Origin of the sequence: Acaryochloris sp. IP29b_bin.137 (assembly GCF_028285745.1) — a bacterium.
Classification (GTDB): domain Bacteria; phylum Cyanobacteriota; class Cyanobacteriia; order Thermosynechococcales; family Thermosynechococcaceae; genus Acaryochloris.
On record NZ_JANQOP010000186.1, the window covers coordinates 1 to 23,944 of the forward strand.

At 47.2% G+C, this 23,944-nt stretch carries 21 protein-coding genes; 7 read left to right on the plus strand and 14 right to left on the minus strand.

Features of this window, described 5'->3' with window-relative positions; all coding sequences use genetic code 11:
• Window positions 1–37: 37 nt before the first annotated feature.
• Complete coding sequence (locus tag Q0991_RS13470) at window positions 38–928, plus strand: leucine-rich repeat domain-containing protein (protein WP_299489285.1); 891 nt, start codon at window positions 38–40, stop codon at window positions 926–928.
• 254 nt (window positions 929–1,182) lie between these two features.
• On the opposite strand, the gene Q0991_RS13475 is transcribed toward Q0991_RS13470, so the two are convergent.
• Genes Q0991_RS13475 through Q0991_RS13485 form a run of 3 tightly spaced genes read right to left on the minus strand, consistent with a single transcriptional unit; the run spans window position 1,183 to window position 4,772 of the window.
• Window positions 1,183–2,286, minus strand: coding sequence for a substrate-binding domain-containing protein (locus Q0991_RS13475; protein WP_299489243.1), 1,104 nt, complete (start codon window positions 2,284–2,286; stop codon window positions 1,183–1,185).
• Window positions 2,287–2,294: 8 nt separating this feature from the next.
• Complete coding sequence (locus tag Q0991_RS13480) at window positions 2,295–3,014, minus strand: hypothetical protein (RefSeq protein WP_299489244.1); 720 nt, start codon at window positions 3,012–3,014, stop codon at window positions 2,295–2,297.
• Window positions 3,015–3,056: 42 nt separating this feature from the next.
• Window positions 3,057–4,772 carry a VWA domain-containing protein gene (locus Q0991_RS13485; protein ID WP_366524954.1) on the minus strand — a complete coding sequence of 572 codons (1,716 nt, stop codon included), beginning with the start codon at window positions 4,770–4,772 and terminating at the stop codon, window positions 3,057–3,059.
• A 421-nt stretch (window positions 4,773–5,193) separates the two neighbouring features.
• On the opposite strand from Q0991_RS13485, the gene Q0991_RS13490 reads away from it, so the two are divergent.
• The gene (locus Q0991_RS13490) at window positions 5,194–5,712 is read left to right on the plus strand and encodes a pentapeptide repeat-containing protein (protein ID WP_299489246.1); all 519 of its coding nucleotides are present in this window, start codon (window positions 5,194–5,196) and stop codon (window positions 5,710–5,712) included.
• A 4-nt stretch (window positions 5,713–5,716) separates the two neighbouring features.
• Here Q0991_RS13490 and accB read toward each other — a convergent pair whose 3' ends face one another.
• The 4 genes from accB to Q0991_RS13510 all read right to left on the minus strand — a co-directional run bounded on the left by accB (window position 5,717) and on the right by Q0991_RS13510 (window position 11,311).
• A complete protein-coding gene (gene accB, locus Q0991_RS13495) occupies window positions 5,717–6,190 on the minus strand; it encodes an acetyl-CoA carboxylase biotin carboxyl carrier protein (RefSeq protein WP_299489247.1) in 474 nt (157 codons plus the stop codon).
• 15 nt (window positions 6,191–6,205) lie between these two features.
• Window positions 6,206–6,763, minus strand: a complete 558-nt coding sequence (gene efp / locus Q0991_RS13500) for an elongation factor P (RefSeq protein ID WP_299489248.1) — start codon at window positions 6,761–6,763, stop codon at window positions 6,206–6,208.
• A 186-nt stretch (window positions 6,764–6,949) separates the two neighbouring features.
• Window positions 6,950–10,036 (minus strand): EAL domain-containing protein, encoded by a 3,087-nt coding sequence (locus Q0991_RS13505; protein WP_299489250.1) that lies wholly within the window; start codon window positions 10,034–10,036, stop codon window positions 6,950–6,952.
• A 180-nt stretch (window positions 10,037–10,216) separates the two neighbouring features.
• A complete protein-coding gene (locus Q0991_RS13510) occupies window positions 10,217–11,311 on the minus strand; it encodes a response regulator (protein WP_299489251.1) in 1,095 nt (364 codons plus the stop codon).
• A gap of 349 nt (window positions 11,312–11,660) precedes the next feature.
• On the opposite strand from Q0991_RS13510, the gene Q0991_RS13515 reads away from it, so the two are divergent.
• Window positions 11,661–11,837, plus strand: coding sequence for a hypothetical protein (locus tag Q0991_RS13515; RefSeq protein ID WP_299489252.1), 177 nt, complete (start codon window positions 11,661–11,663; stop codon window positions 11,835–11,837).
• 9 nt (window positions 11,838–11,846) lie between these two features.
• Here the strand turns inward: Q0991_RS13515 and Q0991_RS13520 are convergent, their stop codons facing one another.
• Entirely contained in the window at window positions 11,847–12,464 is a 618-nt protein-coding gene (locus Q0991_RS13520; RefSeq protein WP_299489253.1) for an exopolysaccharide biosynthesis protein, read from the minus strand.
• A 265-nt stretch (window positions 12,465–12,729) separates the two neighbouring features.
• On the opposite strand from Q0991_RS13520, the gene ahcY reads away from it, so the two are divergent.
• Both ahcY and Q0991_RS13530 read left to right on the plus strand, forming a co-directional pair.
• Window positions 12,730–14,115, plus strand: coding sequence for an adenosylhomocysteinase (ahcY, locus tag Q0991_RS13525; RefSeq protein ID WP_299489254.1), 1,386 nt, complete (start codon window positions 12,730–12,732; stop codon window positions 14,113–14,115).
• A gap of 379 nt (window positions 14,116–14,494) precedes the next feature.
• Window positions 14,495–15,184, plus strand: coding sequence for a tetratricopeptide repeat protein (locus Q0991_RS13530; RefSeq protein WP_299489256.1), 690 nt, complete (start codon window positions 14,495–14,497; stop codon window positions 15,182–15,184).
• On the opposite strand, the gene Q0991_RS13535 is transcribed toward Q0991_RS13530, so the two are convergent.
• From Q0991_RS13535 to Q0991_RS13550, 4 genes are all read right to left on the minus strand, one after another.
• Window positions 15,174–15,563, minus strand: coding sequence for a hypothetical protein (locus tag Q0991_RS13535; protein WP_299489257.1), 390 nt, complete (start codon window positions 15,561–15,563; stop codon window positions 15,174–15,176). The genes Q0991_RS13530 and Q0991_RS13535 overlap by 11 nt on opposite strands.
• A gap of 44 nt (window positions 15,564–15,607) precedes the next feature.
• Window positions 15,608–16,576 carry a carbohydrate kinase gene (locus Q0991_RS13540; protein WP_299489258.1) on the minus strand — a complete coding sequence of 323 codons (969 nt, stop codon included), beginning with the start codon at window positions 16,574–16,576 and terminating at the stop codon, window positions 15,608–15,610.
• A gap of 125 nt (window positions 16,577–16,701) precedes the next feature.
• The gene (gene hemC, locus Q0991_RS13545; protein WP_299489259.1) at window positions 16,702–17,670 is read right to left on the minus strand and encodes a hydroxymethylbilane synthase; all 969 of its coding nucleotides are present in this window, start codon (window positions 17,668–17,670) and stop codon (window positions 16,702–16,704) included.
• A gap of 149 nt (window positions 17,671–17,819) precedes the next feature.
• Window positions 17,820–19,433 (minus strand): tetratricopeptide repeat protein, encoded by a 1,614-nt coding sequence (locus tag Q0991_RS13550; protein WP_299489260.1) that lies wholly within the window; start codon window positions 19,431–19,433, stop codon window positions 17,820–17,822.
• Between the two features lie 244 nt (window positions 19,434–19,677).
• Here Q0991_RS13550 and Q0991_RS13555 point away from each other — a divergent pair, with 244 nt between their 5' ends.
• Window positions 19,678–20,616, plus strand: a complete 939-nt coding sequence (locus tag Q0991_RS13555; protein ID WP_299489261.1) for an NAD-dependent epimerase/dehydratase family protein — start codon at window positions 19,678–19,680, stop codon at window positions 20,614–20,616.
• Between the two features lie 70 nt (window positions 20,617–20,686).
• On the opposite strand, the gene Q0991_RS13560 is transcribed toward Q0991_RS13555, so the two are convergent.
• The gene (locus Q0991_RS13560; protein ID WP_299489262.1) at window positions 20,687–21,769 is read right to left on the minus strand and encodes an ATP-dependent 6-phosphofructokinase; all 1,083 of its coding nucleotides are present in this window, start codon (window positions 21,767–21,769) and stop codon (window positions 20,687–20,689) included.
• 342 nt (window positions 21,770–22,111) lie between these two features.
• On the opposite strand from Q0991_RS13560, the gene lexA reads away from it, so the two are divergent.
• On the plus strand, window positions 22,112–22,732 hold the full coding sequence (gene lexA / locus Q0991_RS13565) for a transcriptional repressor LexA (protein WP_299489263.1): 621 nt from the start codon (window positions 22,112–22,114) through the stop codon (window positions 22,730–22,732).
• Between the two features lie 26 nt (window positions 22,733–22,758).
• Here lexA and Q0991_RS13570 read toward each other — a convergent pair whose 3' ends face one another.
• Window positions 22,759–23,055 (minus strand): hypothetical protein, encoded by a 297-nt coding sequence (locus tag Q0991_RS13570; RefSeq protein WP_299489264.1) that lies wholly within the window; start codon window positions 23,053–23,055, stop codon window positions 22,759–22,761.
• Window positions 23,056–23,944: the final 889 nt, after the last annotated feature.

A 23,944-nucleotide genomic window follows, 5' to 3' on the forward strand; every position in this document is an offset into this window, starting at 1 on the left:
GGACAGACTCCCCCCTAACATCGGACAGCTTAAGAATCTGAAAAGACTCGACCTCTCGAACAATCAACTGAGTAGCCTGCCGCTGGAAGTCATTAAAATTAAGAGTCTGCAAAAGTTAAGCCTATCAAGGAATCGCTTGACTAGCCTATCTTCTGAAATCACTCAGCTGTCCCATCTGAAAGAACTTAACCTAAGGAATAATCAACTGAGCAGTCTACCCCCTGAACTCACTCAGCTTTCCAAACTGGAAGCGCTCAACCTCGGGGAGAATCAAGTGGACAGTCTACCCCCTAACATCGGACAGCTTAAGAATCTGCTATTGTTAGACCTCAGAGATAATCAACTGAGCAGTCTACCCCCTGACATCGGCCAACTTAAGAATCTGCAGGGGCTATTCCTCTCGAACAATCAACTGAGCAGCCTACCCCCTGATATCGGTCAGCTCAAGAGTCTGCTATCGTTAGATCTTAGAGATAATCAACTGAGTCGCCTACCCCCTGGCATTGGTCAGCTCAAGAACCTCCAAGGACTTGGCCTTGCAAATAATCAACTGAGTCGCCTACCCCCTGACATCGGTCAGCTCAAGAACCTTCAAGGACTGGCCCTTGCAAATAATCAACTGAGTAGTCTACCCCCTGACATCGGTCAGCTCAAGAACCTTCAAGGGCTATATCTTCAGAAAAATCAACTGCGCAGGCTACCACCTCAAATTGGACAACTCACCAATTTGAAATGGGTGTATTTCACTGATAATCGGCTGAATTTCTTACCGCAGGAAATTGGGCAACTGCACAATCTCACAGTGCTATTTCTCGATCGAAATCAGCTCAGCAGCGTACCCATAGAGCTTGAAAAGCTCCGGCCATCAACCCATATAGTAGTGGAGGAAAACCCACTGCCCCTCCATATTTTGAGCCAATATAGGTAGCCTACAGGTTAAGTAGTCTCAAACGGTCAGAGACAGGTGAAGTCGGCGATTTCTTAACGTGAGCTCAAGCATCTAGATTATCCAATCATCTCGTATCCACAATATTTAGTGCGGGACATCGATTCCACAACAAAGACTCCCTCAGGCACGAATCATTCTAGAGTAAATTGCCAGCATTGGTTCCAGATATATCGGCCATGATAAAGCGGAATCTCATTGGGGACCACTTCAGTGTATGGAGATCAGAGACACAATCAAGGTTGAGATCGCTCCCACAATCGCCCTACCTCTTTTAAGACGGGCACAGTCGGCGAGTCCATAACCTGAGCCTGAGGCTTCAATGCTATTCCCGTATCCTGTTTCCACAAGGCTGTTGCATTCTCTTCCAGTTTCACATCAGGATGAACTGGGCGAAAACCATATTCAATCAATACTTTTTGCTGATCTGGCTGTGACAGATATTCAATAAAGTCTTGGGCTTTTTTGGCCGTTTGCTCATCCACTTGGCGGCGAACAATGGCTGCTGTGGGTTTGTTTTCCACTGTCGGGTTGATTTCATAAATTTGATAGGGCTGGCCTTGAGACACCTTGGACTCCTGCCAGCGGTTCAGGGCTACACTTTCGTAATTGGTGATGATGTCGGCATCATTTGCTCCTCGGACTACAAATTCCTGCATCAGAATATCGCTAGAGCGGGCAGGCTGGTAGATCGAACGCTTCAGGGTAGACACCGCCGATTGGGCGGTCGGACTATTCAAGTCAGCTGCCTGCAAGGAAGACTTTTGCAGCTTATGGGAAAGCCAAAGACTTAAGGTCATTTGCCCGCTATTCGAGCGGGTGGGGTCCGTCATCACAAAGTCAAAACTGCCCCAGGTGGCAGAGCCACCGAACGAACCCCACTGCTGGGCCTTCATTGCCGTTTCGAGTCGATTCCAACTAAAGTTGCCGTCTGGGAATAGAGCCTTACCACGCTCCGGCCAGGTAATGGCAACAAGGCGGGTTTTCGCCACCGGGGTCGGGTCACCATAAAAGGCAGGCCCTGGGGCCGTCCATCGCTGCTCCAGGCGTTTAAGGGTGTCCTGATTAGCGGGAATTAATACCGTGGGTTGAAAATCATTGCGGTCATCAATAAAACGATTGACCATATCCAAGGACCCCTGCACCTTGAGATCAATGCGGATTTTGGATTGCTGCTGATGGAAGGTCTCAATCAGCTTTTTTAGGGGTGGCTCTAGTTCCGAGCCACTGACCACTACCAGGGTTTGGACCTGATCATCGGGCAAGGGATAAAACGTCAATCCTAGAGATGCAGCGATAATCGCCAGAGAAATATACAAGGACTGCTGAGACTTCACCATGTTTCTCCCTAGGTCAATACCAACACATCCAGGTTTTCTTGGAAATCTCGCAGCTCATCACTGAGGCTCTTCAGTTCAGCAGATTGACTCGCCTCAGCTAAATCTGTACTGCGCAACTGATTCTGCATGGCCTGCAATACACCGGCCGACTCAGCAATAAGCTGAGACAGACTCAAGAGCTGGGCTTGTCGGGCATCTTGGCCCTGCTGGGCCAGGCTGATATTGCGCTGGAGGCTTTGGTCAAGCTGTTGGAGTTGTTGTTGAGTCGCCCCAGTACTTTGAGCTAACTTCTTTTGGACGGTAACCCGCTGCTGCTGCAGCTCCTGCACGGACAAAATTGAGTCATCACCATGGAGGCGTTCGGCCATGGCTTCGATTTTTCGGGGCAATTCAGTGGTGCGATCGCAGGCATACTGCAACGTCCCCAACAACTCCATTTGTAAAGATTGGGTCAGCAAGCCTTGGGCTTCTGTCTTCAGTGCCTGGGCCTTTTGAGCTAGCTGGCTTGCCTGGGTACGCAAATTACCCAGTTCCTGTTCCACTACCGGACTCCGACGTTTGGGCTTTGCTGCTGGCGAAGACTCAGGTGCAATCACACCCGCTCCAACTGTAGCCACCCCAGCCGCTAGGGGCAGCATCACAAAATGATTGAGCTTAGCAATCCGAACACCACCCACTAAGACAATCCCCCCCGCCAATACTGCTAAAGGGTGGTACAAGGGATTCACCAGTTTCACCACAGCATCCTCATGACTGCCAATAGACCTTCTCTAGAACTCCACTTGTAAGTCTGCCATCAATGTCGCGATTGAAGCTGGATCTCCTTGACGATAATAGCCGCCATTGGCTTCGGCAACCTGTTTCAGCACATCCGGTGCAAACTCTCCCGCATTTCCATATCCAACCGTAAAAATAGCAATCCGCTGCTCGCCTTCAAATCCGCTTTTTCTCAAGGCAGCGAGTAACTGAGGGAGTCGCTGTCTGGAGCCTGAATCTTCGCCGTCGGTCAGCACGATCACGGCATTAATCGCTTGATCCCGTAAATTTTGAGTGAGCCATGTCTGAGCCGCGAGGATGGCATCATACAACTTGGTATTGCCATCGGCCTTTAAGCCAACGATAAAGTCTAAACCTCGCGATTGACCCTCTGGGGTTCCATCCACTAACACAGGCTTTCGAACAGCAGAGTCAAAGTCAATCAGTGTAACTTTCTCCTTGGGGCCTAGGTCTTTTAGGTAAGTCTGGAGGGTAGTCTGTACAGCGGCCAGTTTTGCCCCCGTCATCGACCCAGAAGAATCAACTACAATCACCACCTGAGAGGGTTTCTTCGCTGCAGTTTGCCACGACCGAAGCATTGCTTCAACGACTTCTGGTTTAGGTACTCGATAAGAATCATACTTTGGCTGTGCTTCAACCCCCCAGTTTTTCGTGAATTTTGCCCCCAGGCTTATTCCTGGCGTTCCGGGGCGTAATCCTAACGTGGTGGCAATCTGTTGGGTCTCGGGTTGGCGTAGGTATTGAATAATTTGCTCTGCGGCTTCTTTCTCTGCTGCACTAATCCACGGTCCAGTGGGCAGAATCCCCCGCATATTAGAGGTATAGGTAATGCCCGGGTAAACGGCTTGATAGCGGGGTTGCCCAGCGGGAACTTGGGCATTTGCCGCAATGACGGACGACTCATACACAGACCCCACCGACGCCCAAAAAGGGCCATTAGCTACCATCGCTTTAGCTAGGGAGGTTGTCGATGTCCCATAGCGGGTGATTTTCTGTTGAATCGCGCCTACTTTCCCCTGATGCGTTTTCACATCCGCAACCGTCAGCTGTTCAGGACGCTTTCCCGATACGGAGGCAAACTGGGCTGCCAGTGTCTGTAAACCTGAATTGGACCGAGTGGGGGCCGTATGCACATATCGCAGTGGCAAGGGCTGACTGGCGGCATCTAAGTCTTTATGGCTTTTGGCCGTCAGCAGGGCTTGGAAAGGATCCTTCGTTTTTCGCAGGCTCTCAGCTAAATCATCCCGCACCATAAACACCATCGGACTGTTAGCGAGGAGAGGGGCATCTGCTACGGTTGGCAAATAATTTTGCCCAGGAAAGAGCTGATTAAATTGATAGGCTAACTGGTCTACGTAAATATCACCATCAAGGGAAATCAGTGTAGGCCAGCTTTGATCCTCAGCGGCAAGATTACCATTCTTAAATGTGTCTGCCTGATTTAACAGTTCTGTAACAATATCTCCACTCCCTTTTGCAACGCAGGTCACATAAAAAGGACTGCCGTCTTTTAGTTTGGGGCCTGTTTGATTGAAGCGCTCCATGCTTTTTTGGCAGAATCCTTCCATTGCACTCCCAACCAAAAAGGTGACCTCCATTCCTTGACCACTCGAAGATGGTCCATTGGGGCCACTACAAGCACTCAAGGCCATGAGTAATGTGGCTTGACAAGGCAACAAGATTTGACGGGCAGAAAGTTTCATCACCATTGAGGGATATCCAGTCAGTATGGGAGTTAAGAGCAGTGCATGGCTGGTCCTGGAGAGTGAGTGGTTGGCATGATTATCGTCTCTGTTGGATCCAGTCAGAAAAATAATGCAGCTCTAGTTGAGGGTAGTTTACTCTCGGCTCTAGCATACCCGCTCACTGGGTGCTTGACCTATCGCAATAATTCAGCATCTTGGAAAGTATGCGAGTGACGACAGACCTGCAATGGTTCTTACAGCATGATGTGAGTTGTATATGTATGGGCATTCTTTTGTTATCGCTCAATTGAACCCATGGGTTTACCAATATGGCTAAGGCACAGTGTTCCTGCTGAATGTTATTTGGAATGAGATAGCTCTGACCTGGCACAATAGATCTATGCCATTAGATGTATTACCGGATTGATGATCACACTCAAAGGCTATGACGATTGAAGAACTTCTGCACCGTTATGCTCATGGTGAGAGGGATTTTAGTAGATCTAACTTTTCCAAACAAAATTTAAGTTTGGCACAACTCAATCACATTGTTTTGAAAGAGGCCAATTTAAGTTGTGCAGCACTCCATGGTATCGATCTACTGTGCGCTAATTTATCATCAGCCAATTTATCAGCTGCAAAAATCATTGGCGCCAACCTAACGGGTGCAGACTTAACTAAAAGTAATTTAAGTAACGCCTTACTCAGCAGTACAACTTTGACCGGGGCAAGTTTAGCTAAAGCCAATCTTCAGCGAGCGTCCTTAAATTATAGTAATCTCAGCGGTGTTAATCTCAGGGACGCTAACTTGCAGAATGCGAACTTTAAAGGCGCAGATCTGAGTGGTGCCGATCTTTTGGGAGCTGATCTCCACCAAGCTGATCTCACAGACGCCATCCTCCAAGACACTGTGATGCCTGATGGGAGTATTGCTTCATCCGCATTAGGGGTAGACAACGGGTAGACAACTAGCTGGATGGATTAACCCTCATCAACGTCTGGCCGTATTGAATGGGTTCGCCGTTTTCAACTAAAATCTCGACGATTTCACCACTCACTTCAGCTTCTAGTTCATTCATCAGCTTCATGGCTTCGATGATACAGACGGTCTGTCCTTTGCGGGCAATATCCCCAACTTCAACAAAGGGGGGTTCATCAGGAGCTGGTGAGCGGTAGAATGTCCCAACCATGGGCGAGATGACATCAACCCACTTTTTATCAGGTGTTCCTAAAGGAGGAGATTCTTGTGAAGCAGAGGCTTGTTCTGGGGCAGCATTATCAACCAAGGTCAGTTGTTCAGTAGGAGAGGAGACGATGGTTGAGGACTGATTCGCTTTGTGGATGGTCAGTTCAAAATCATTGCTTTTTAGACTCAGCTCATCAATATCTGTTTGATTGAGAATGGCTAAAAGCTCACGGAGTTGGTTGAGATCGAATTCCACCGTTGATGTTACTCCTTACTCTCGGCCTAGATAGGAATCAGTACGAGTATCCACTTTAATCCGCTCTCCTTCGGAGATGAATAATGGAACCATGACCTGCGCTCCTGTTTCCACGATAGCTGGCTTACTCCCCCCCGTTGCTGTGTCACCCTTGACTCCTGGGTCAGTTTGGGTGACCTCCAAAACGACAGAGGTTGGCAACTCTACTTCTAAAACTTGCTCTCCCCATTGGATAACATTGACTTCCATCCCTTCCTTCAAATATTTGACGCGATCGCCGATTTGGCCTTGGCTTAGGCTAGCCTCTTCATAGCTTTCCATATCCATGAACACAAATTGATCCCCGTCTTTGTAGGTGTGCTGCATAACGCGCTTTTCTAGATTCGCCTGCGGAACAGTCTCACCCGCTCGAAACGTTCGTTCTACGACATTGCCACTTTGCACATTCTTAAGTTTTGTACGAACGAAGGCAGATCCTTTGCCAGGCTTTACATGTAGGAACTCTACAACTCGCCATACTGAACCATCAAGTTCAATAGACACACCCGTGCGAAAGTCATTACTGGAAATCATCGATTTTCGACATGGAAGAACAATCGGCAATTCATTTTACCGTCCAGGGGGGCTGTCTGGACGTCTTGTTCCAGTACTCTTATCAAAACAATGGTGAAAATGCCCAGCAAATCCGTATTTTGCCAGGTCAGATGCTCCTCTGATCAGGGTTCCTATCCTCTTAGAGGACAGCAGAGGTCAAGATTTTTATTGAAAAACCCCTTGTTTCACAACATTCTGTAGGGGCATCAGGGCTGCCATTAGAGATTTACGGTTTAACGGTTGCCACTCTAACGCTTTAAGGACAGTGTTGACTTTAGTTAAGGTATCGACCAAATTTGACAGCACATTATGTTCAGCAAAGCCTGGTAAAAGATCAACCGCACCTTGATCGATCACTCTTTGGTATTCAGACAGCGCAACTTGGGGTTGGTCACCATTCGTAAAGATTAATTTGAGTTGTGGATAGTTGCTTGCACACCACCGACAAACCTCCTCCAGTTCTTCCGATAATGTGTGGGTGTCTATCAAGAGCAAATCAGGCAGAGGGTATCCGACACTATGCATTTTGGCTAAGGTTGCCTTGATGTCTACTTTATCTGCTTGCCAAGTGACGGATAGTCCCTGTGAGGTAAGAGCTGCCTGCCAAATCTCCCCTTGAAACTGAAAAGAATGGCACATTAACACGGATGCTTTGCTGTCACCGTTGACAGGCATTTCCCGGGGCACCGCAGGAGCCGTCTGCGCTTCAAAGAGAAAATTAGTGCCACCAATAAGCAGACGATCGCCATCTTGTAACAAGGTAGGGCGAGAGACGACTTGACCATTGACAACGACACTGTTGATGGGAGAAAGATTCACCAAGTAATAGTTGCCAGTTCCCATAAGCTGTAGCATGGCATGTTTGGGAGCCACATTAGACTCTGCTAATAAAATATCGCAACTTTGGTTGGACCCTATGGTCCAAGATGTTTTGCCGACTAAAGGACGATAAGAGTATGCAGCATTGACTCGGAATTGCAGCCGGGCCAGCGGTAGTATGGCCGAGTCTATGCTTTGAGGCTGGAAATGAGACTGCAGCAAGTGCTCAATAGAACCTGCATCCATCGGTTTAGAGAAGAAATAACCCTGTGCATACTGACAAGTCATTGCTCTTAATTGTGCGGCCTGCTCAGCAGTCTCTACCCCTTCAGCCACTGCTTTCATCCCGAGATTTTGCGATAACATCGTGATCGTTTGAACAATCTGTAAATTCTCATGACTATCCATCTCACTGACAAATGAGCGATCAATCTTCAAAATATCTACAGGAAAGCGATGCAAGTAACTGAGCGAAGAGTAACCTGTACCAAAATCATCAATGCCGAGCTGGATGCCTAAGGCCTTAATTTCAAGTAATTTGGTGGCTGTCGCTTCGGCCTGCTCCATAATGGCACTTTCTGTGATTTCCAGCTTCAAGCATTGAGGCGGTAAACCTGTTTCTTGAAGAATTGCCTCAATCCGAGAGATCAAACCCACTTCAGAAAATTGTTTACTCGAAAAATTAACACTGACAAACAGAGGGGGTTGCGACGGATACTGTTCTTGCCACTGGCTGAGCTGCCGGCATGCCTCATGCAACACCCACCAACTAATCGGAAGAATCAATCCTGTTTCTTCCGCAATGGGGATAAATTCTGCGGGTGAAATTAATCCTCGTATCGGGTGGTGCCATCGCAGTAATGCTTCAAAGCCGACAATTGCCGAAGTTTCTAGATAATAAATGGGTTGGTAATGTAACTGAAACTCTTGTCGTTCAATTGCTCGGCGCAGATCGACTTCCAACTGTAGCTGAGTTGAAGCATTGCTGTGCATATCAGCCGTAAAGACTTCCCACTGGGCTTTACCCATCGCTTTGGCACGATACATTGCTGCATCAGCATTGTGAAGCAGTTGTTCAGGGTCATCGTACCCCATCGTACTCAAGGCAACCCCAGTACTAACCGTAATTAGAACTTCTCGTCCATTTAGACAAAACGGTAAATTTAAGACTGTCTGAATCCGACTACAGACCTGTAGCGCATCACTCAGATCCTTGATCCCTTCTAAGAGAACCGTAAATTCATCGCCCCCTAAGCGAGCTAGGGTATCACTCTCGCGAACGCATGTGGTGAGTCTTTCAGCAATTTCAACCAGTAACTGATCGCCAGCCGTATGTCCCAGACTATCATTGACCACTTTGAACCGATCTAAGTCAAGAAAGAGAACTGCAAAAATTTGGTCAGGGCGTCGTTTCACACGCTTAATGCAGTACTCGAGACGATCCATAAATAAGGATCGATTCGGCAAGCCCGTTAATTTATCAAAAAATGCATCGTGCCGTAATTGTGCTTCTGCCTGCTTCAGTTTGGTGATATCGGTGATAAATCCTTCAACACCTAACACTTGGCTTTGTTCACCGTATATGCCCCTTCCTTGTTCTAAAAACCACTTTTGTTGTCCGGATTTCGTCCGAATCCGATACTCACTGGTGTAAGTGAGCTGTTTTTCGATCGCGGCAGAAATCGATCCCAAAAGGTTGGGTAAGTCATTGGCATCGATCAGCGCGTTATAGGTGAGATTGAACGTTCCTAGTAACTCTTCAGAAGCATATCCCGTAAGTTCCAAGCATCCTCGACTTAACGAACGTCTGGACCAGGCCAAATCATAATTACAGGTGAAAACAATACCGGGTAAAGAGTCAATTAGAGACTGAAGATCACAGCCTGGATAATCCGCATATTGTGCTGTCGGCCAGCCCACGGGAAGTTCAACATTATTTGTCGAAAGCGGATGACTGGAATAAGGCAATTCTAGGGATGAATTTAACCCTGTTGGATGAGGAGGAGACTGAATGAGATACTGTCTGAGTAGTACTGCCTTAAAGCAATGATTTGTATCAGATAAAGGAGTAATATGAAATTGAACAGATTGCTCAATGCTGCCAATAATGAAATGGAACTGCCCCAACGCCTCTTCCTGAACTGACAAAAGGTCAAAAACTTTGCTTATGTCATCGGGGACATTTGGCGCAATCGTTTCATAAAGATATACAGGATTCTGCCACAGTTCATGAACGGATTTTTCTGCTAGTCCCAGTAACTGGTAGTATGCAGAATTTGCGTAGAGAATTCTCGGCCCTTTCGTCTCTCTAATATAAGGTTCTGTGACAACAAGGGCTTCATGAGTTCCAAGGATTGTTTTTTCAAGCAACTCATTGCTATCTAGCTCATATTTTCCAATAAACTCTCGCCATTGGCTTTTCTGTTGAATCACAAAACACCCAACCTTGACCTTGAATCTTTATCCCTAGGCATATTGTTCCCGGTTGATTAACCGAATCTTTCTTGTTCAGCGACTGTCTTGAATGTCAGCATTCTAGATAAAGCAGAGTTCGTTGAAATATTGGGATAGCTCCGAGTCCGCTTATAGCAGATAAGCAGGAAGGCTTCTGGCTTAAGTGATTGGCAAGAATATAGATACTTTAGTGAATTCTTCAGGTATGCTTTCTACTTTTAATTCGCCACCATGAAGCTCAGTGATCAGTTTAGAAATGATTAAGCCTAAACCTTCATGCTCGTGTAAATATGAAGGGCGAGCGAATTGCATATGCGTATCGAAATCAGAAAGTAGTTCTGCCCGAAACCCTTTACCCTTATTAGCAATAATCAATTGAAACGTTTTGCCATGGGCATAGCTCTTTATACAGATAGGAGTACTGACGGATGAATAGTCAAAAGCATTTTTAACGATTTCCTCGACTATCTTTTTGAATTTCGGTGGGGCTAGCTGAACTTGAGCGTCCTCGAGCTCTAACTGCAAATCGGCCATGCGATCGCAGGTCTGAGACTGAACATGAGCAACATCAGTAATGATAGATGCCGTATAGCTTGTGCCTGGATGATTACGAAAAATACTCAAACGTTGAGGATCTTGCTCAATATCTACTAACTCTTTATAGAGCAGTATATTTTGCAATCGTCGGTAGAGTAAGTGCCCGGACTGGCTGATTTCCTTTAAAGCTTGTGCTAAGCGTTCAGGAGAGCCCAACGCATGAGGGCTGTGTAAAGGTAGAGATAGGTCTAAAATATTTTGCAATGGATGGTGGATTGTATCCGGTAATGACTGGATGAGCTCGCAGCATGTGTCATGCCATAAGGGAGGTTGATCGCTCTTTAGTGAAGAGAGCTTGTCTACTTGAGCATTGACTGCTTCTAATAATTCATCCCTTGTGAAGGGCTTTGTAAGATAATCGTTGGCGCCTAATTCCATGCCTAATCGCAAATCTGTTTTACTCGCTTTCGCGGTTAAAAAGATAAAAGGAACAGATTGAATATAGGGATTTTGGCGAAGCTGGGTCATTACACTATAGCCATCGAATTCTGGCATCATAATGTCGCAAATGACTAAATCAGGTAATTCTTCCTGAGCTAATAAAACGCCAATATGTCCGTCTTCTGCTTCTATTACATTAAATTTCTCAGCAGAGAGTATTTCGCAAATGATACTGCGAATATCATCTTGATCTTCTATGACAAGAATTTTGGACATGGTGATGCTATGTCAAGAAATTCATACGGCTTTTACAGCTAAGAATTATAGGTTTTGAAAAGGATATACTCAATGGTTTCCCTTAACTGATTTTATGGTGATTGTTCAAGCCGAACGCCTTTTTAATTTAGAAGGGTTCCCCAGAGCTATTTTAAATTTTGATAGAAAATTTAGAACAAGTATCTTCATGTACATCGATCCTTATTAGCGCTTCTTGCACCTAACAAGTTTTCAGTGTTACCGAGTTAGCCCTGGCGAACTTGAAACAGCCCTGAAAGAGCATCTTACTTAGAATGCCCAAAAAGTCAGTAGCTTATGCTAGTGACGATAGTATGGAATAGCTAAACCGTTGCACAGTCAATCACTAGCGCTGCTTGCTGGTGGAGTCTTGAGCCGCTTGTTGTATGCTTGGCAGCTTGAATCGCCCCATCATTCTTCTCCCTCAGCGATTTTTATCGGTATGCTGTCTGCTAGCGATTTCAAAGGCACCGATTCGTCTCAGGATATTTCGTCTCAGGATATTTAGACAAAGCCGTTAAAGTGACTCTTTGAGCAACTCGATGAGATTGCTCCCTCCCCAAATGAGTGCGATCACGATGGAAAGGGTAATAGCTGCCCCAAGGATGCTAATCACCAAACCCCCTAGGCTGATTGCTCCATCATCTTCTAACAAACCAAAACCAGTTACAAAGACACCGAGTGCAGGCACTGTATTGGTTCCTGGGATTGGAATCATCATAGAAATGCCCATCAATGCAAGAATGCAACCAATCATGCATCGGCCGATTACGCTGGTACAAACGGGGAAGAGGCGAGGCCGAGTGATTGTCTCTAATCGTGTTAGCCAGGGTAATGCTTTCTTAAGAAACCCTTGTACGGTCGTTAGGGCTACTGGATGAGTCGTAAAGCGCCTTGGAAACCAGGGTTGTTTAGACCCGGCTACTAGCTGGATAGAAAGTAGAAAAATGATGATGCCGAACGGAATGGAGTACCCTGGTGCTGGAACGGGTAGCGCTGAGGGTAAAGCTAGTAAAACAAATAGACAGCCAAAAACTTTTTCTTCAGCGAGATTCAGTAATTCCTGTAATGTGACATGAGCGGGATGTTCATGATCGAAGAATGTGCGTTGGAGCTCAGCTGACAGGCGTGCCATAACGATAGATGAAGCGAGCGAACCCAACTATAGTAAGGGATAATCCAATATTGTCGTATGGCTGGCTAAAATCCTGTTTCATGGCCGTCCTCGCTTTATGGTGAGGCAGCAATTCAGGAAAATAAGGTACGCGTAGGGGAAGAGAGCAGTAACCGTTTGTTAAATGCAGGGCCAAAAGATCTTCTCCGACAATTACACGGAGATGGCTCACTATAATTAACAAAGTATCAAATATTTGAGTACACCCGTTGTTGAGAAGGATCACATGAGCCCACAAGTACTGACCCGAGATTATAAGGTTGCGGATATTTCCCTAGCAGATTGGGGACGTAAAGAAATGGCTATTGCTGAGGGTGAAATGCCAGCCTTGATGGCGATTCGTGCGAAATATCGCGATAGCAAGCCTTTGCAAGGGGCTAAAATTATTGGCTGCATCCATATGACGATCCAGACCGCTGTCTTAATCGAGACGCTCTGTGAGTTAGGAGCTGAAGTACGCTGGTCGTCTTGTAATATTTTTTCCACACAAGACCATGCTGCCGCGGCTATTGCGGCGACAGATATTCCTGTATTTGCTTGGAAAGGGGAAACCGAAGAGGAATATATCTGGTGTATTGAGCAGACTTGTCGCATACCCGAGGGGCAGCTTTGGGATGCCAATATGATTTTGGATGATGGCGGTGACCTAACGGGCCATATCCATGAAAACTATCCTGAGATGCTTGAGCATATCCATGGTGTCACTGAAGAAACTACCACCGGGGTACATCGCTTGTTAGAAATGCTGGAGAAGGGAGAGTTAAAGGTTCCCGCTATCAATGTCAATGACTCAATCACAAAGTCTAAAAACGACAACAAGTATGGTTGTCGCCATAGCCTGAATGATGCCATTAAGCGTGGTACGGATCACCTTATGTCTGGGAAAAAAGCGCTGGTGATTGGCTATGGCGATGTGGGAAAAGGGTCTGCGGCTTCTTTGCGCCAAGAAGGCATGATTGTCAAAGTGACTGAGGCCGATCCCATTTGTGCGATGCAGGCATGTATGGATGGTTTTGAAGTCGTGTCGCCCTATGCTAATGGCCAGAATGACGGTACGCCTAGCTGCATTAACAATGACCTTCTAGCAAACACTGACCTAGTGGTCACTACCACAGGTAACCTGAATGTCTGTGATGCCAATATGTTGGTTTCGTTGAAGAAGGGGGCTGTGGTTTGTAATATTGGCCACTTTGATAATGAGATCGACACGGCCTATATGCGCAGAACATGGCGTTGGGAAGAAGTGAAGCCTCAGGTTCATCAAGTGTATCGGAGTGAGGATCCCCAGGACTTTTTAATCTTGCTGTCGGAAGGTCGCTTAGTCAATTTGGGTAACGCGACAGGCCATCCTTCCCGGATTATGGATGGGTCCTTTGCCAATCAAGTCTTGGCTCAAATGTTTTTGTTTGAGCGTAAGTTTGCTGACTTACCCGCCGATCAAAAAGCGTCATCTATTACTGTGGACGTCCTCCCGAAGCATTTAGATGAAGAAGTCGCTCGATATATGGTGGAAGGCTTTGGCGGCGTGATTACGAAGCTCACCCCTGAACAAGCCAAGTACATTAATGTTCCTGTTCAGGGTCCCTTTAAGGCTGAGAGCTACAAGTACTAAGTCTCCAATGAGGGCAAATGATATTAGTCGCCTCAAGCCTTCATTTTATTGGGGTTACTAGGCGCTATTGTCAGGATACAAATGGGGTTGATAGGAGCATAAATGCTCCTATCAACCTTTCGAGTGTTAATGGAAATTATGATCAACGTGCTTGTTGTTGGAACAAAGAATAACTTTGTTCTATCAACTCAAACTGAAGTCTGATATTCTTGCGGCTCACTGAATCAAGGGAACGCCGTTTATATGGAGCACTCTACCGTTCCAGCTAAGAATGTGCGTAGTCACTTGGCTCTTGTGAGAGGCTTAAGAGAGCCGTTATTCAGGGAAATCAGTAGGCAAGTGTCAGATCAGAGTTTTTTTGACGTTTCAAGGAGTATCGATGAAGAATTTGTCTAATTTTGTCATTAAACTGCGAATTGTTTCTCTGTCTCTAACAGTGTTGGGTAGTATCACGATTGGAGTAGGACCCTTGCGAGCTCAATCTATACCTGCAACATCATTGCCTACTGCTAAGGAGCAATTGCCCTCCCCGCCTGAAAGTTTGCCGAAAGCTGAGGTCAAAACACCTCAGACATCCTCGCAATCCTCGGTGACCGAAACAGTACGATTGGGAGATGAACGCTATGGGCAAGCTGATTATCAAGGGGCTGTAGAGGCATACAGTCAGGCTCTACAAGCCTATCAGCTCAACGCTTATGCACTCTATAATCGGGCCAATGCCTACCGACAATTAAAAGACTACGACTCTGCGATCGCAGACTACACTGCATCTTTAAAAATTGCCCCTGATAACAGGTTTGCCTACCTCTACCGGGGGATAGCGCTTTATGAAAGCAAGCAACTAGAAGCGGCGGTTGCGGATTTTTCCCAAGTTATTGCGCAAAATCCCAAGCATGCCCTAGCCTTTCAAAAACGAGGGGAAAGTTATTTAGCCCAAGGAAATCCATCAGCAGCTATTCAAGATCTAGAAAAAGCCGCATCCTTGTACGAAGATGAAGAGAAATTTCGTAAGGTTAGTCAGGTGCAAAAACAGCTTAAAAGGGCCAGAGCCGCAAAATCTAAGCAGTAGGGGGTTGTTCCGTTTCCGTGGAATGATGCTTGGCATACCACCATTGCTGCAAGGGAGAGGGGAGCCGATGGACATAGAGCGTGGTCACCAGAGGGGCAGCGCCCTGGTAGCCAATCAGTTCCACGCAGTACGACGGGTAACGTTTGGCAGATAAATCTGCAATGAGGCGACGGCCAATCCGACGCCAACTGGGCTCTTTTCCCCGCCATTGCAGCCGACAGCAGGGCCAAGGCAACTGCTCTCGGTCAAAGAGTCTACAGCAGGGACCAATGACGCGATAACTAAACTGATTGCCAGGACTTTGAAAAATATATCCTGTTGGCCAGGGATGGCTGATAGGAAGACCAGCCACTTGAGCTGATTTAGGAGATGAAGGCATGGTCCCGGTGGTTGGCATTTTGCATCCCGATTGGTAGGGCCTTGTTAACGCTGGGCTTGGAGAAAGTGCTCAACCTTATCGGCGCTGGGCTGAGCTGCGATCGCACCCGGTTTTGTGGTGGTTAGCGCGCCCACTGCGCTGGCATACGTCATCATAGCCTGCGCTAACTGCGAGGTTGTAGGCGGGCCGCTACGTCCCAGTTGATGAATCATACCTGCCACAAACGCATCTCCTGCTCCTGTCGTATCTTCAACCTCAACGGCGAAACCTGGACATGATCCACTCGTGCCTTGAAAACAATAGGCACATCCTCGAGCACCCGCCGTCACAATAATGCCCTGCACCGAAGGTAGCCGCTTAGCAATGTCTTGTGGCTGATCAGTGTTCCATAACCATAGGGCCTCTTCATCCGCCAATTTTAAATAATTTGCTGCAGGTAGGATCTGCAGAATCATTTGGCGGGCTTTATTCAGATCATGCCAAAATACAGGTCGCCAGTTCACATCAATTAAGATTTGGACCTGATGGCGTTGAGCCAGATGAATGGCTTGGCGGACAGCCGCTGCTGACTGGGGATAGGCAAGTTCTAAGGTGCCCAAGACTAAATAGTCAGCGCTAGCAAAGAGGTCTGTTGGCAACCGATCCGCTTGAAGTTGTGTATCTGCAAAGTCTGACGTGTCATAGTCCCCAAACCCAGCAAAGGTGCGATCTCCTTCTAAGGTCCGTGTTACATACACCTGTCGGGTCGGGGCCTGGGCATGAGTTTGAATCCCTGCCGTGTTCACTTGGAGCCCGTGAAGCAACTCTACTAGTTGAGTACCAGGTCCATCTTCACCGACACAGCCAATAAATCCTGCAGCGGTGCCTAACTTGGTCAATGCGCAGGCTACATTGGCAGGTGCCCCACCTGGATAGGGGGTCCAGGATTCGACATCTTGTAGGTCACGCCCCGGCTGATCAGCAAGACAGTCAAACAGAATTTCACCCAGACATAACACTTGGGGATTGGACATCCTGAAACTCCTGTCAGAACAGCATGACTCTACCACTTCGTCTGACTCGGTAGCGCCAAGCGCTAATTAAGCGATCAAAGAGATTTCAACTGCTGAGCCGAGCCCAACTGGTCACTATCAGACTATCAGAGATCGGAAGGACGAGCGGCGGCAAAAATTTCTTCAAGAATTTCTTGGGCCCCTTGTTCTCGGAGTTTGGTGGCTAAATCAACGCCTAATTGAGTTGCACTACTGATAGAGCCTGTGACGGTATCCTTGATCAGCCGCTGACCATCTAAGCTGGCAACCATACCCACTAGCGTTAATTGCCCGTCACTCAGAGACGTGTTAACCCCGATGGGAACCTGACATCCTCCTTCTAACTCATGTAGAAAGGAACGCTCTGCTGTACAGCGATGGGCTGACGGTTCATGTTCTAACGCCTTGATAAAGGTCATAATTTCTTCATCCCCTTCACGGCATTCAATACCTAAAGCTCCTTGACCCACCGCATGTAATGAGATGTCAGCTGGGATGACCTGATGAATCCGATCTCCAAAGCCCAGCCGCTGTAGCCCGGCAACGGCCAAAATAATGCCATCATATTCACCTGCGTCGAGCTTCTGGAGACGGGTATTTAAATTGCCACGAATATCCTTAAACTCTAGATGGGGATAGTTATACCGTAATTGGGCTAGCCGCCGCAGGGAAGAGGTGCCAATCACCGATCCATTGGGCAAGGTATCGAGTTGATAGTCTTTAAAGTTTTCATGGACCACTAGCGCATCTGCCGGATCAACTCGTTCAGTCACGGCTCCCAAACAAAGTCCTTCGGGTAAGTTAGTGGGTAAATCCTTAAGCGAATGAACGGCCAAGTCTGTCTCCTTGCGGAGCATGGATACCTCTAGTTCTTTAGTAAATAGTCCTTTGTCTCCAATTTTGGCCAAGGCAACGTCGAGGATATTGTCTCCTTGGGTTGACATCGTACAAACTTCAAATTCGCATTCTGGAAAATGCTTTTGCAATTCCCCCTGGACCCAGTGCGTTTGCACCAGAGCCAGTTGACTTTTACGGGAACCAATCCGAATCACTCGGGTAGGGCTGGAGACAGACATATCATTCAGGTCGCTGTGACAAGCAGCGGTAAAGATGAGCGTACTTCAACAGCTTACAGAATTGCGGGGGCACCCGAAAGAGGATACTAGGGTTTCACGCTGATAAAGCCTGTGTGGGATCGTCCAGTTGGCCAGATAGCAAATATCTGCTATGGCTGATCAGAGGATTTCTGAAGCTGAGTTTCCAGGCTTTTGATTAGCGGTTGAAGACGCTCATAATCCTGGGTTGCCCCCTGGGATTGGTAGATCTGTGCAGCTTGCTGGAAGTCGGATAAGGCTTCTTCTCGCTGTCCGAGGGCGGAGTGAACCAACCCCCGATTATTGTAGGCGGCGGCATTTTGGGGTTCCGTAGTAATCGCTTGAGTGTAGTCCTGTAAGGCAGCCTCCCGATCGCCTTGAGAGACATACAAGTTACCCCGATTGGTATAAGCAGCTGCATAGGTTGAATCAAGCTTGAGCACTTGCGTGTAATCTGAGATGGCCGCTTCGTTTTGTCCAGCAACACTGTGGGCAATCCCACGGTTATAGTAAGCCAATACATCATCAGCATTGAGGGTGATCGCCTGGGTAAAATCTGCGATCGCAGCGTTCGCATCTCCTGCCTTTAAATGGGCAGTGCCTCGATTTTTATAGGCGGCAGTATATTTGCCATCCATCGCAATGGCCGTTGAAAAATCGGTGATCGCGGCTGGATAATTGCTTTGATTGAGTTGCAACAGACCCCGGTTATAGAAGGCAGCGATATATTTAGGATCCAATTGGATAGCGGTCGAATAGTCTGCCAGGGCTGTGGTGTTGTCCCCAGTGTTGGTATAGGCGACGCCCCGGTTAAAGTAGGCCAAGGCTGATTTGGGTTGAATTTTAATCACTTGACTATAATCTTGAATTGCCGCTAAATGGTTACCTGTTGCAGCATGAGCCCGACCGCGATTTAAGTAGGCTTCAGGATTCTTGGCGTCACGCTGTAGGACCTGGTTATAGTCATTTAGCGCCGCTTTGTAGTTGCTGGCGGCGGCAAAGGCCAACCCGCGATTGAGGTAGATCCGAGTCAGCTTAATTTTGCTTGGGTTAAGCTGGATAACCTTGGTATAATCTGCGATCGCAGCCTGGCGATTGCCTAAAGCCGTATGGGCATATCCTCGATTCACATAGGCCAGGGCGTAATTGTTATTCAGTTGAATGGCCTTACTATAGTCCGCAATCGCACCTTTATAATTGCCTTTTCCATACTTCTCAACCCCTTGGCGTAAATGCACAATGGCTTGCGGATTGCCCCGCTGAGCGGTGGATTTGGGGGCTGGCTGAGTTTGTTTGACAGATTTAGGCGTAGTCTTCTGGGGCGGTTGGACAACTGGTTTGGCTTTCGTAGGGGGTTCGGCAGTAGGAGCCTGGGGTTTAATGGGTTGCGATTTGGGCTTTGAAGGCGCTGCTTGCTCTGTTGAAGTCTGGGTTTGGGCAGGCTTAGTTTCAGTTTTTTCTGCTGATTTTGAGGGGGTTGCAGGGGACGAAGGGGGGGGGACTTTGCGTGGATCTGGGGTGCGGATTGGGGCGGGTGCCTGCTCAATTAACTTGTTTGGGGGTTGAGCCGGGACATCAGCAGAGGGCGTCTTGGCGGGAGTTGATGATGAAGGAGTCGGCTTAGATTGGGCCAGAGTGCTATCAGGTGTCACTCCGCTTATGGCTGCCAACCCACAAAGGAGAAGCGTTGAGGACAAAAGCTGTTTCTTCAGAGGGGTTGGAGGAAGGATAGAATGACGTACCATCGCTCTAAAAATAAACTAGCCAACGAATATTCTGGCCCTACTATAGCGAGATCTGGGTGAAATGGCATAAGGGAGTCCGTCTTTCGCCTCAAATGATGTCTATGGGACTTGTTGAGAGTTCGGGAAAATCAATTGAAACAATTCGTTAAGCATAGAGGGCAGCACCCAAAAGGACGGCTTTTTGGGGATCGTTTGCCTAGGCTGATATGGTTCAACATGGAGCATCACCAGAGGGATTTGCATAATGCGCATATTGATGATGGGTGGAACCCGGTTTATTGGCGTTTACCTCAGCCAGATTTTAGTGAAGCAAGGCCATGAAGTCGTGCTGTTTAATCGCGGGAACCATCCTCCTGCGGTGGCAGGGTTAGCCCAAATTCATGGCGATCGCACAGATGCTGACCAGTTGCGAGCGAAGCTCGCTCATGAGCCATTTGATGCCGTTTTTGATAATAATGGTCGGAAGCTATCGGATACCCAGCCCTTGGCAGCACTGTTTAAGGACCGGGTGCAACATTTTGTCTATATGAGTTCGGCTGGGGTCTATCTTAAATCGGATCAAATGCCCCATCGAGAAGCTGATCCAACTGATCCAAATAGTCGCCACCTCGGTAAAGCCGAATCCGAGGCCGATCTGGCGGCCCAAGGTTTGCCTTTTACTTCGATTCGACCAACCTATATTTATGGTCCCAAGAACTATAACGATGTTGAAGCTTGGTTTTTTGACCGGATTGTCCGTCAGCGTCCGATTCCGATTCCTGGCAATGGCCAGCATATGACGCAACTAGGACATGTCCAAGACTTAGCTCAAGCAATGGCCTCGGTGTTAGGTAACCCTCAGGCGATTGGCCAAATCTACAATATCAGTGGCCATCGCTTTGTGACCTTTGATGGTATTGCCAAAGCCTGTGCTCAAGCGGTTGGTCAATCCCCAGATAGCTTGAAATTGGTGCACTATGACCCTGCACAATTTGACTTTGGCAAGCGCAAAGCCTTTCCGATGCGTCTGCAGCATTTCTTTGCTGATATTCACAAGGCTTGCCAAGACCTGAACTGGCAACCCCAATACGATTTGGTCAGTGGCTTGAAAGATTCTTTTCAAAAAGATTATCTCGCAAGCGGACGCGATCAAGCCCATATTGATTTCTCAATTGACGATCAAATTTTGGCAGCGGCAGCTTGACCCATACGATCTACAACTTCATACCTAAAAATTCATGAGTTTGGATGATCAAGGGCCGTTGATGTTCGTGCTAGTCGCCGAGGTAGATCCCTAACCCTCGGGCTGTTTTAACCAGTGTTCCGGTTGGATTTACGGCTCGATAATGGGCGATCGCATCCAAAATAGGGACGCTCAGAACTTGGCGATGTTGCCAGGTCACCATTTGGTCAAAATGACCTTCAGCAATCAAATCAACCGCCGCGACGCCAAATGCAGCTCCGATTAATCGATCGGAAGGAGAGGGCATTCCTCCTCGCTGCACATGCCCCAGCACCGTCACGCGGGTTTCTGCTACATGACGATTACAAATTTGTTCCGATAAATATTGGCCAATCCCCCCTAGTCGGCATTCACCTAACCCATCCGTATGGGTTAAAGGTGCCCCTCCTTCCGTGCGGACGGCCTCAGCCACAACAATCAGAGAATAGTTTTTCCCTTGACTTTGGCGCTCTTTGATTTTGGCGCAGACATTATCGATAGTGTAAGGGATTTCGGGAATTAAGATAATGTCAGCCCCCCCGGCAATGCCAGCGCTGATAGCGATATGGCCAGCATCTCGACCCATGACCTCTAGGATGATGACACGGCTATGACTGGCTGCCGTAAATTGCAAGCGATCCAGGGCTTCCGTCGCAATATTGACGGCGGTATCAAACCCCACTGATCGTTCGGTGACCCCCACGTCATTGTCAATGGTCTTGGGAATACCCACCAAGTTCCAATTACCCTGCTGAGCCAGCTTACGTAAGATGGCAATGCTGCCATCTCCGCCAATGCCAATCAGAGCATCCAAACCGAGCTTGTGATATCCCGCAATAATATCTTCCGAACGATCTACAACTGTGCCATCGGGCATGGGAAATGCAAACGGGTTTCCCTTATTCGTGGTCCCCAGCATGGTTCCTCCGGCCGTCAATAGTGGACTCATCTGCTGAGGGGTGAGGATCACGGCTTCGGGTGGGTCTTTTAATAAGCCATGGGTGGCCTGCCGAATACCAATGACCTCCCAGCTATAACGTTCAACTGCTCGGAGAACGACTGCCCGGATGGTGGGGTTGAGCCCTGCACAGTCCCCGCCACTGGTCAGAATACCGACCCGTTTTTGATTACCCATAATTACCCACGATGACCCAGAGGATTGGTATTTGAAGATAGATGTAACCTAAACCATAGACAGCAAAATTTCAGGGAAATCCAGGTTGAATTTATTTTTGTGAGGGTAGGTGCCAGGCCGATGCAAGATTGGCATCATCGGTTCTGAAAACTGGGATAGCGGTTTATCTTCTTCATGTTTGAAGAGCAAAATTTGTCGAAGAATGCATTGTGTCTGTATACTTTAATAGTACAGATGTTTTATGTAAGTATCCGATCGTTATCTTGATGCTCATCTTCATCCAGATATAGACCGCTTGCAAAACACCAGATTGACCCAATATTCATTAGGGCTGAATCAATAGTGGAACCTTTATCCAAAGCTCAGAAAGAATTATTTGATTGGCTAGTTCAATTTATTGAACATCACCAGCATGCGCCTTCTATTCGGCAGATGATGCAGGCCATGAAGCTGAAATCTCCAGCCCCAGTTCAGAGTCGTTTGGATCATCTCCGCAAAAAAGGGTACGTTGACTGGGAAATCGGCCAGGCCCGCACCCTGCGGATTGTTCATCCCGATCATCTCCAGCCCGAGGTAGAGCAAATACCGATCCTGGGTGCGATCGCAGCCGGTGGATTAATCGAGCCCTTTGTTGAAGTCGTGGATTCCTTGGAATTTAGTCCCAAACAGTTACCGCCAAAATCTTATGCCCTTAGGGTCAATGGGGACAGTATGATTGATGCTCACATCACTGATGGTGATATCGTCATTATGCGACCTGTCCAGGAACCCAAAACAGTCAAAAATGGGACTATTGTTGCTGCCAGAGTTGAAGGCGAGGGAACCACTCTGAAGCGTTTTCATTTAAGTAAAAATGAAGTCACCCTTGAAGCCGCAAATCTCAAATATCAGCCTATCAAAGTGGCGGCGACACAAGTCGAAATTCAAGGATCTCTCATTGGAGTTTGGCGGACTTATTTTTAGTTAATACTCAATAGCAAAGTAGCAATCTACTGAATCATCCGCAACTTGGCAATCCACATATCAGCGGGGTCACTGTAGTAGTCAATCTCATCTACTCGATACTCATGTAGCCCATCTACATCCCTAATTTGAATCAGGTCGCCACCTCGAACACCTGACTTACAAGATGTCATTAGGAAACCTGATTGATCCGGGGCGGCTTCTAAGCAAAAATCGCTATTCAGGTCAGCATGTTCATATCGATGGATTTTATTTGTGCGTCTCCGATTAGCAGCACCCCAATGCCGTAGCGAAGCAGGATGAGACAACTGTGTAAATACCATGTGGTAATCCCCCAAAACTCTGAAACCAACCTCCCTTCATATTACTTTATTACACTTGTCTGGTGAACCTATGATGAATAGTCACATACCGTTCACATCCCCCTACTAAGGTTAGTTGGGATAGGTTATAGGGATCAGTCTTTGAGGGAGGGACACCCTTCGTTACCCATGGTTAAGCCCTCTGTATTCGAAGAATTGTTGCTCAAGCGATGCCATCTGGCCAGTGATGTATGCAAATATCAACTGTTTCACGGGAAATAAAGCCTAATCGCTATCATGAAGTCAAATGACTGCAAATGACTATAAATGACGTCCAAAAGTGAAGACTCTCGTCGCCATCAATTTTGGAGGCCGACTGCTAGTCAAATTTAGGGGGAACATTCTTAGGGGCAAGCCATCAAAGGTAATCAGGGATATCGATTATACAAACGTCTCAAAACCCATATCGCTGATGTGATTAATATCACAAGGTCAAGGTTCAAATCGATGTATTTTCTCTGTATTAGCACTCTGCATCTTAATAGTTTAGCGGATAGAGAATGTCCTCTCATCCCTCAAATCCTTTAGTCCTGAGTCCTTCCCTATTGCGTCTTTTTTGAGTAATCTAGGTGTATGATTGTTAAGAAAATGTAAATAACTTAAAATATTGCGTAGATTGTTGTTGATTCATCGATAAAGTTAGTAGGCGGATAAATCTGTATTTATCTATACGGTACCTGACCTGCCAAAAACTCATTACATAATTTCTTCATATATCCCTAAAAAGTCACCTTTTCAGTTTCTTCTGAAATAGACATTGAAGGCGAAATTGTTGGTTTTGTAAAGCGTTTTTAGCGGCTATTTCCCCTCTGAAGTCCTGTTTCAAATTTTAATTATTGGTACCAGGATG

What these genes read in the sequence shown, in the direction of transcription:
- efp (WP_299489248.1), bottom strand. Translation starts at nt 6,763, where the DNA reads ATGATTTCCAGTAATGACTTTCGCACGGGTGTGTCTATTGAACTTGAT.
- hemC (WP_299489259.1), bottom strand. Translation starts at nt 17,670, where the DNA reads ATGTCTGTCTCCAGCCCTACCCGAGTGATTCGGATTGGTTCCCGTAAA.
- Q0991_RS13520 (WP_299489253.1), bottom strand. Translation starts at nt 12,464, where the DNA reads ATGGCACGCCTGTCAGCTGAGCTCCAACGCACATTCTTCGATCATGAA.
- Q0991_RS13535 (WP_299489257.1), bottom strand. Translation starts at nt 15,563, where the DNA reads ATGCCTTCATCTCCTAAATCAGCTCAAGTGGCTGGTCTTCCTATCAGC.
- Q0991_RS13550 (WP_299489260.1), bottom strand. Translation starts at nt 19,433, where the DNA reads ATGGTACGTCATTCTATCCTTCCTCCAACCCCTCTGAAGAAACAGCTT.
- Q0991_RS13530 (WP_299489256.1), top strand. Translation starts at nt 14,495, where the DNA reads ATGAAGAATTTGTCTAATTTTGTCATTAAACTGCGAATTGTTTCTCTG.
- Q0991_RS13490 (WP_299489246.1), top strand. Translation starts at nt 5,194, where the DNA reads ATGACGATTGAAGAACTTCTGCACCGTTATGCTCATGGTGAGAGGGAT.
- Q0991_RS13555 (WP_299489261.1), top strand. Translation starts at nt 19,678, where the DNA reads ATGCGCATATTGATGATGGGTGGAACCCGGTTTATTGGCGTTTACCTC.
- Q0991_RS13540 (WP_299489258.1), bottom strand. Translation starts at nt 16,576, where the DNA reads ATGTCCAATCCCCAAGTGTTATGTCTGGGTGAAATTCTGTTTGACTGT.
- Q0991_RS13570 (WP_299489264.1), bottom strand. Translation starts at nt 23,055, where the DNA reads ATGGTATTTACACAGTTGTCTCATCCTGCTTCGCTACGGCATTGGGGT.
- Q0991_RS13475 (WP_299489243.1), bottom strand. Translation starts at nt 2,286, where the DNA reads ATGGTGAAGTCTCAGCAGTCCTTGTATATTTCTCTGGCGATTATCGCT.
- Q0991_RS13510 (WP_299489251.1), bottom strand. Translation starts at nt 11,311, where the DNA reads ATGTCCAAAATTCTTGTCATAGAAGATCAAGATGATATTCGCAGTATC.
- ahcY (WP_299489254.1), top strand. Translation starts at nt 12,730, where the DNA reads ATGAGCCCACAAGTACTGACCCGAGATTATAAGGTTGCGGATATTTCC.
- Q0991_RS13485 (WP_366524954.1), bottom strand. Translation starts at nt 4,772, where the DNA reads ATGGTGATGAAACTTTCTGCCCGTCAAATCTTGTTGCCTTGTCAAGCC.
- Q0991_RS13560 (WP_299489262.1), bottom strand. Translation starts at nt 21,769, where the DNA reads ATGGGTAATCAAAAACGGGTCGGTATTCTGACCAGTGGCGGGGACTGT.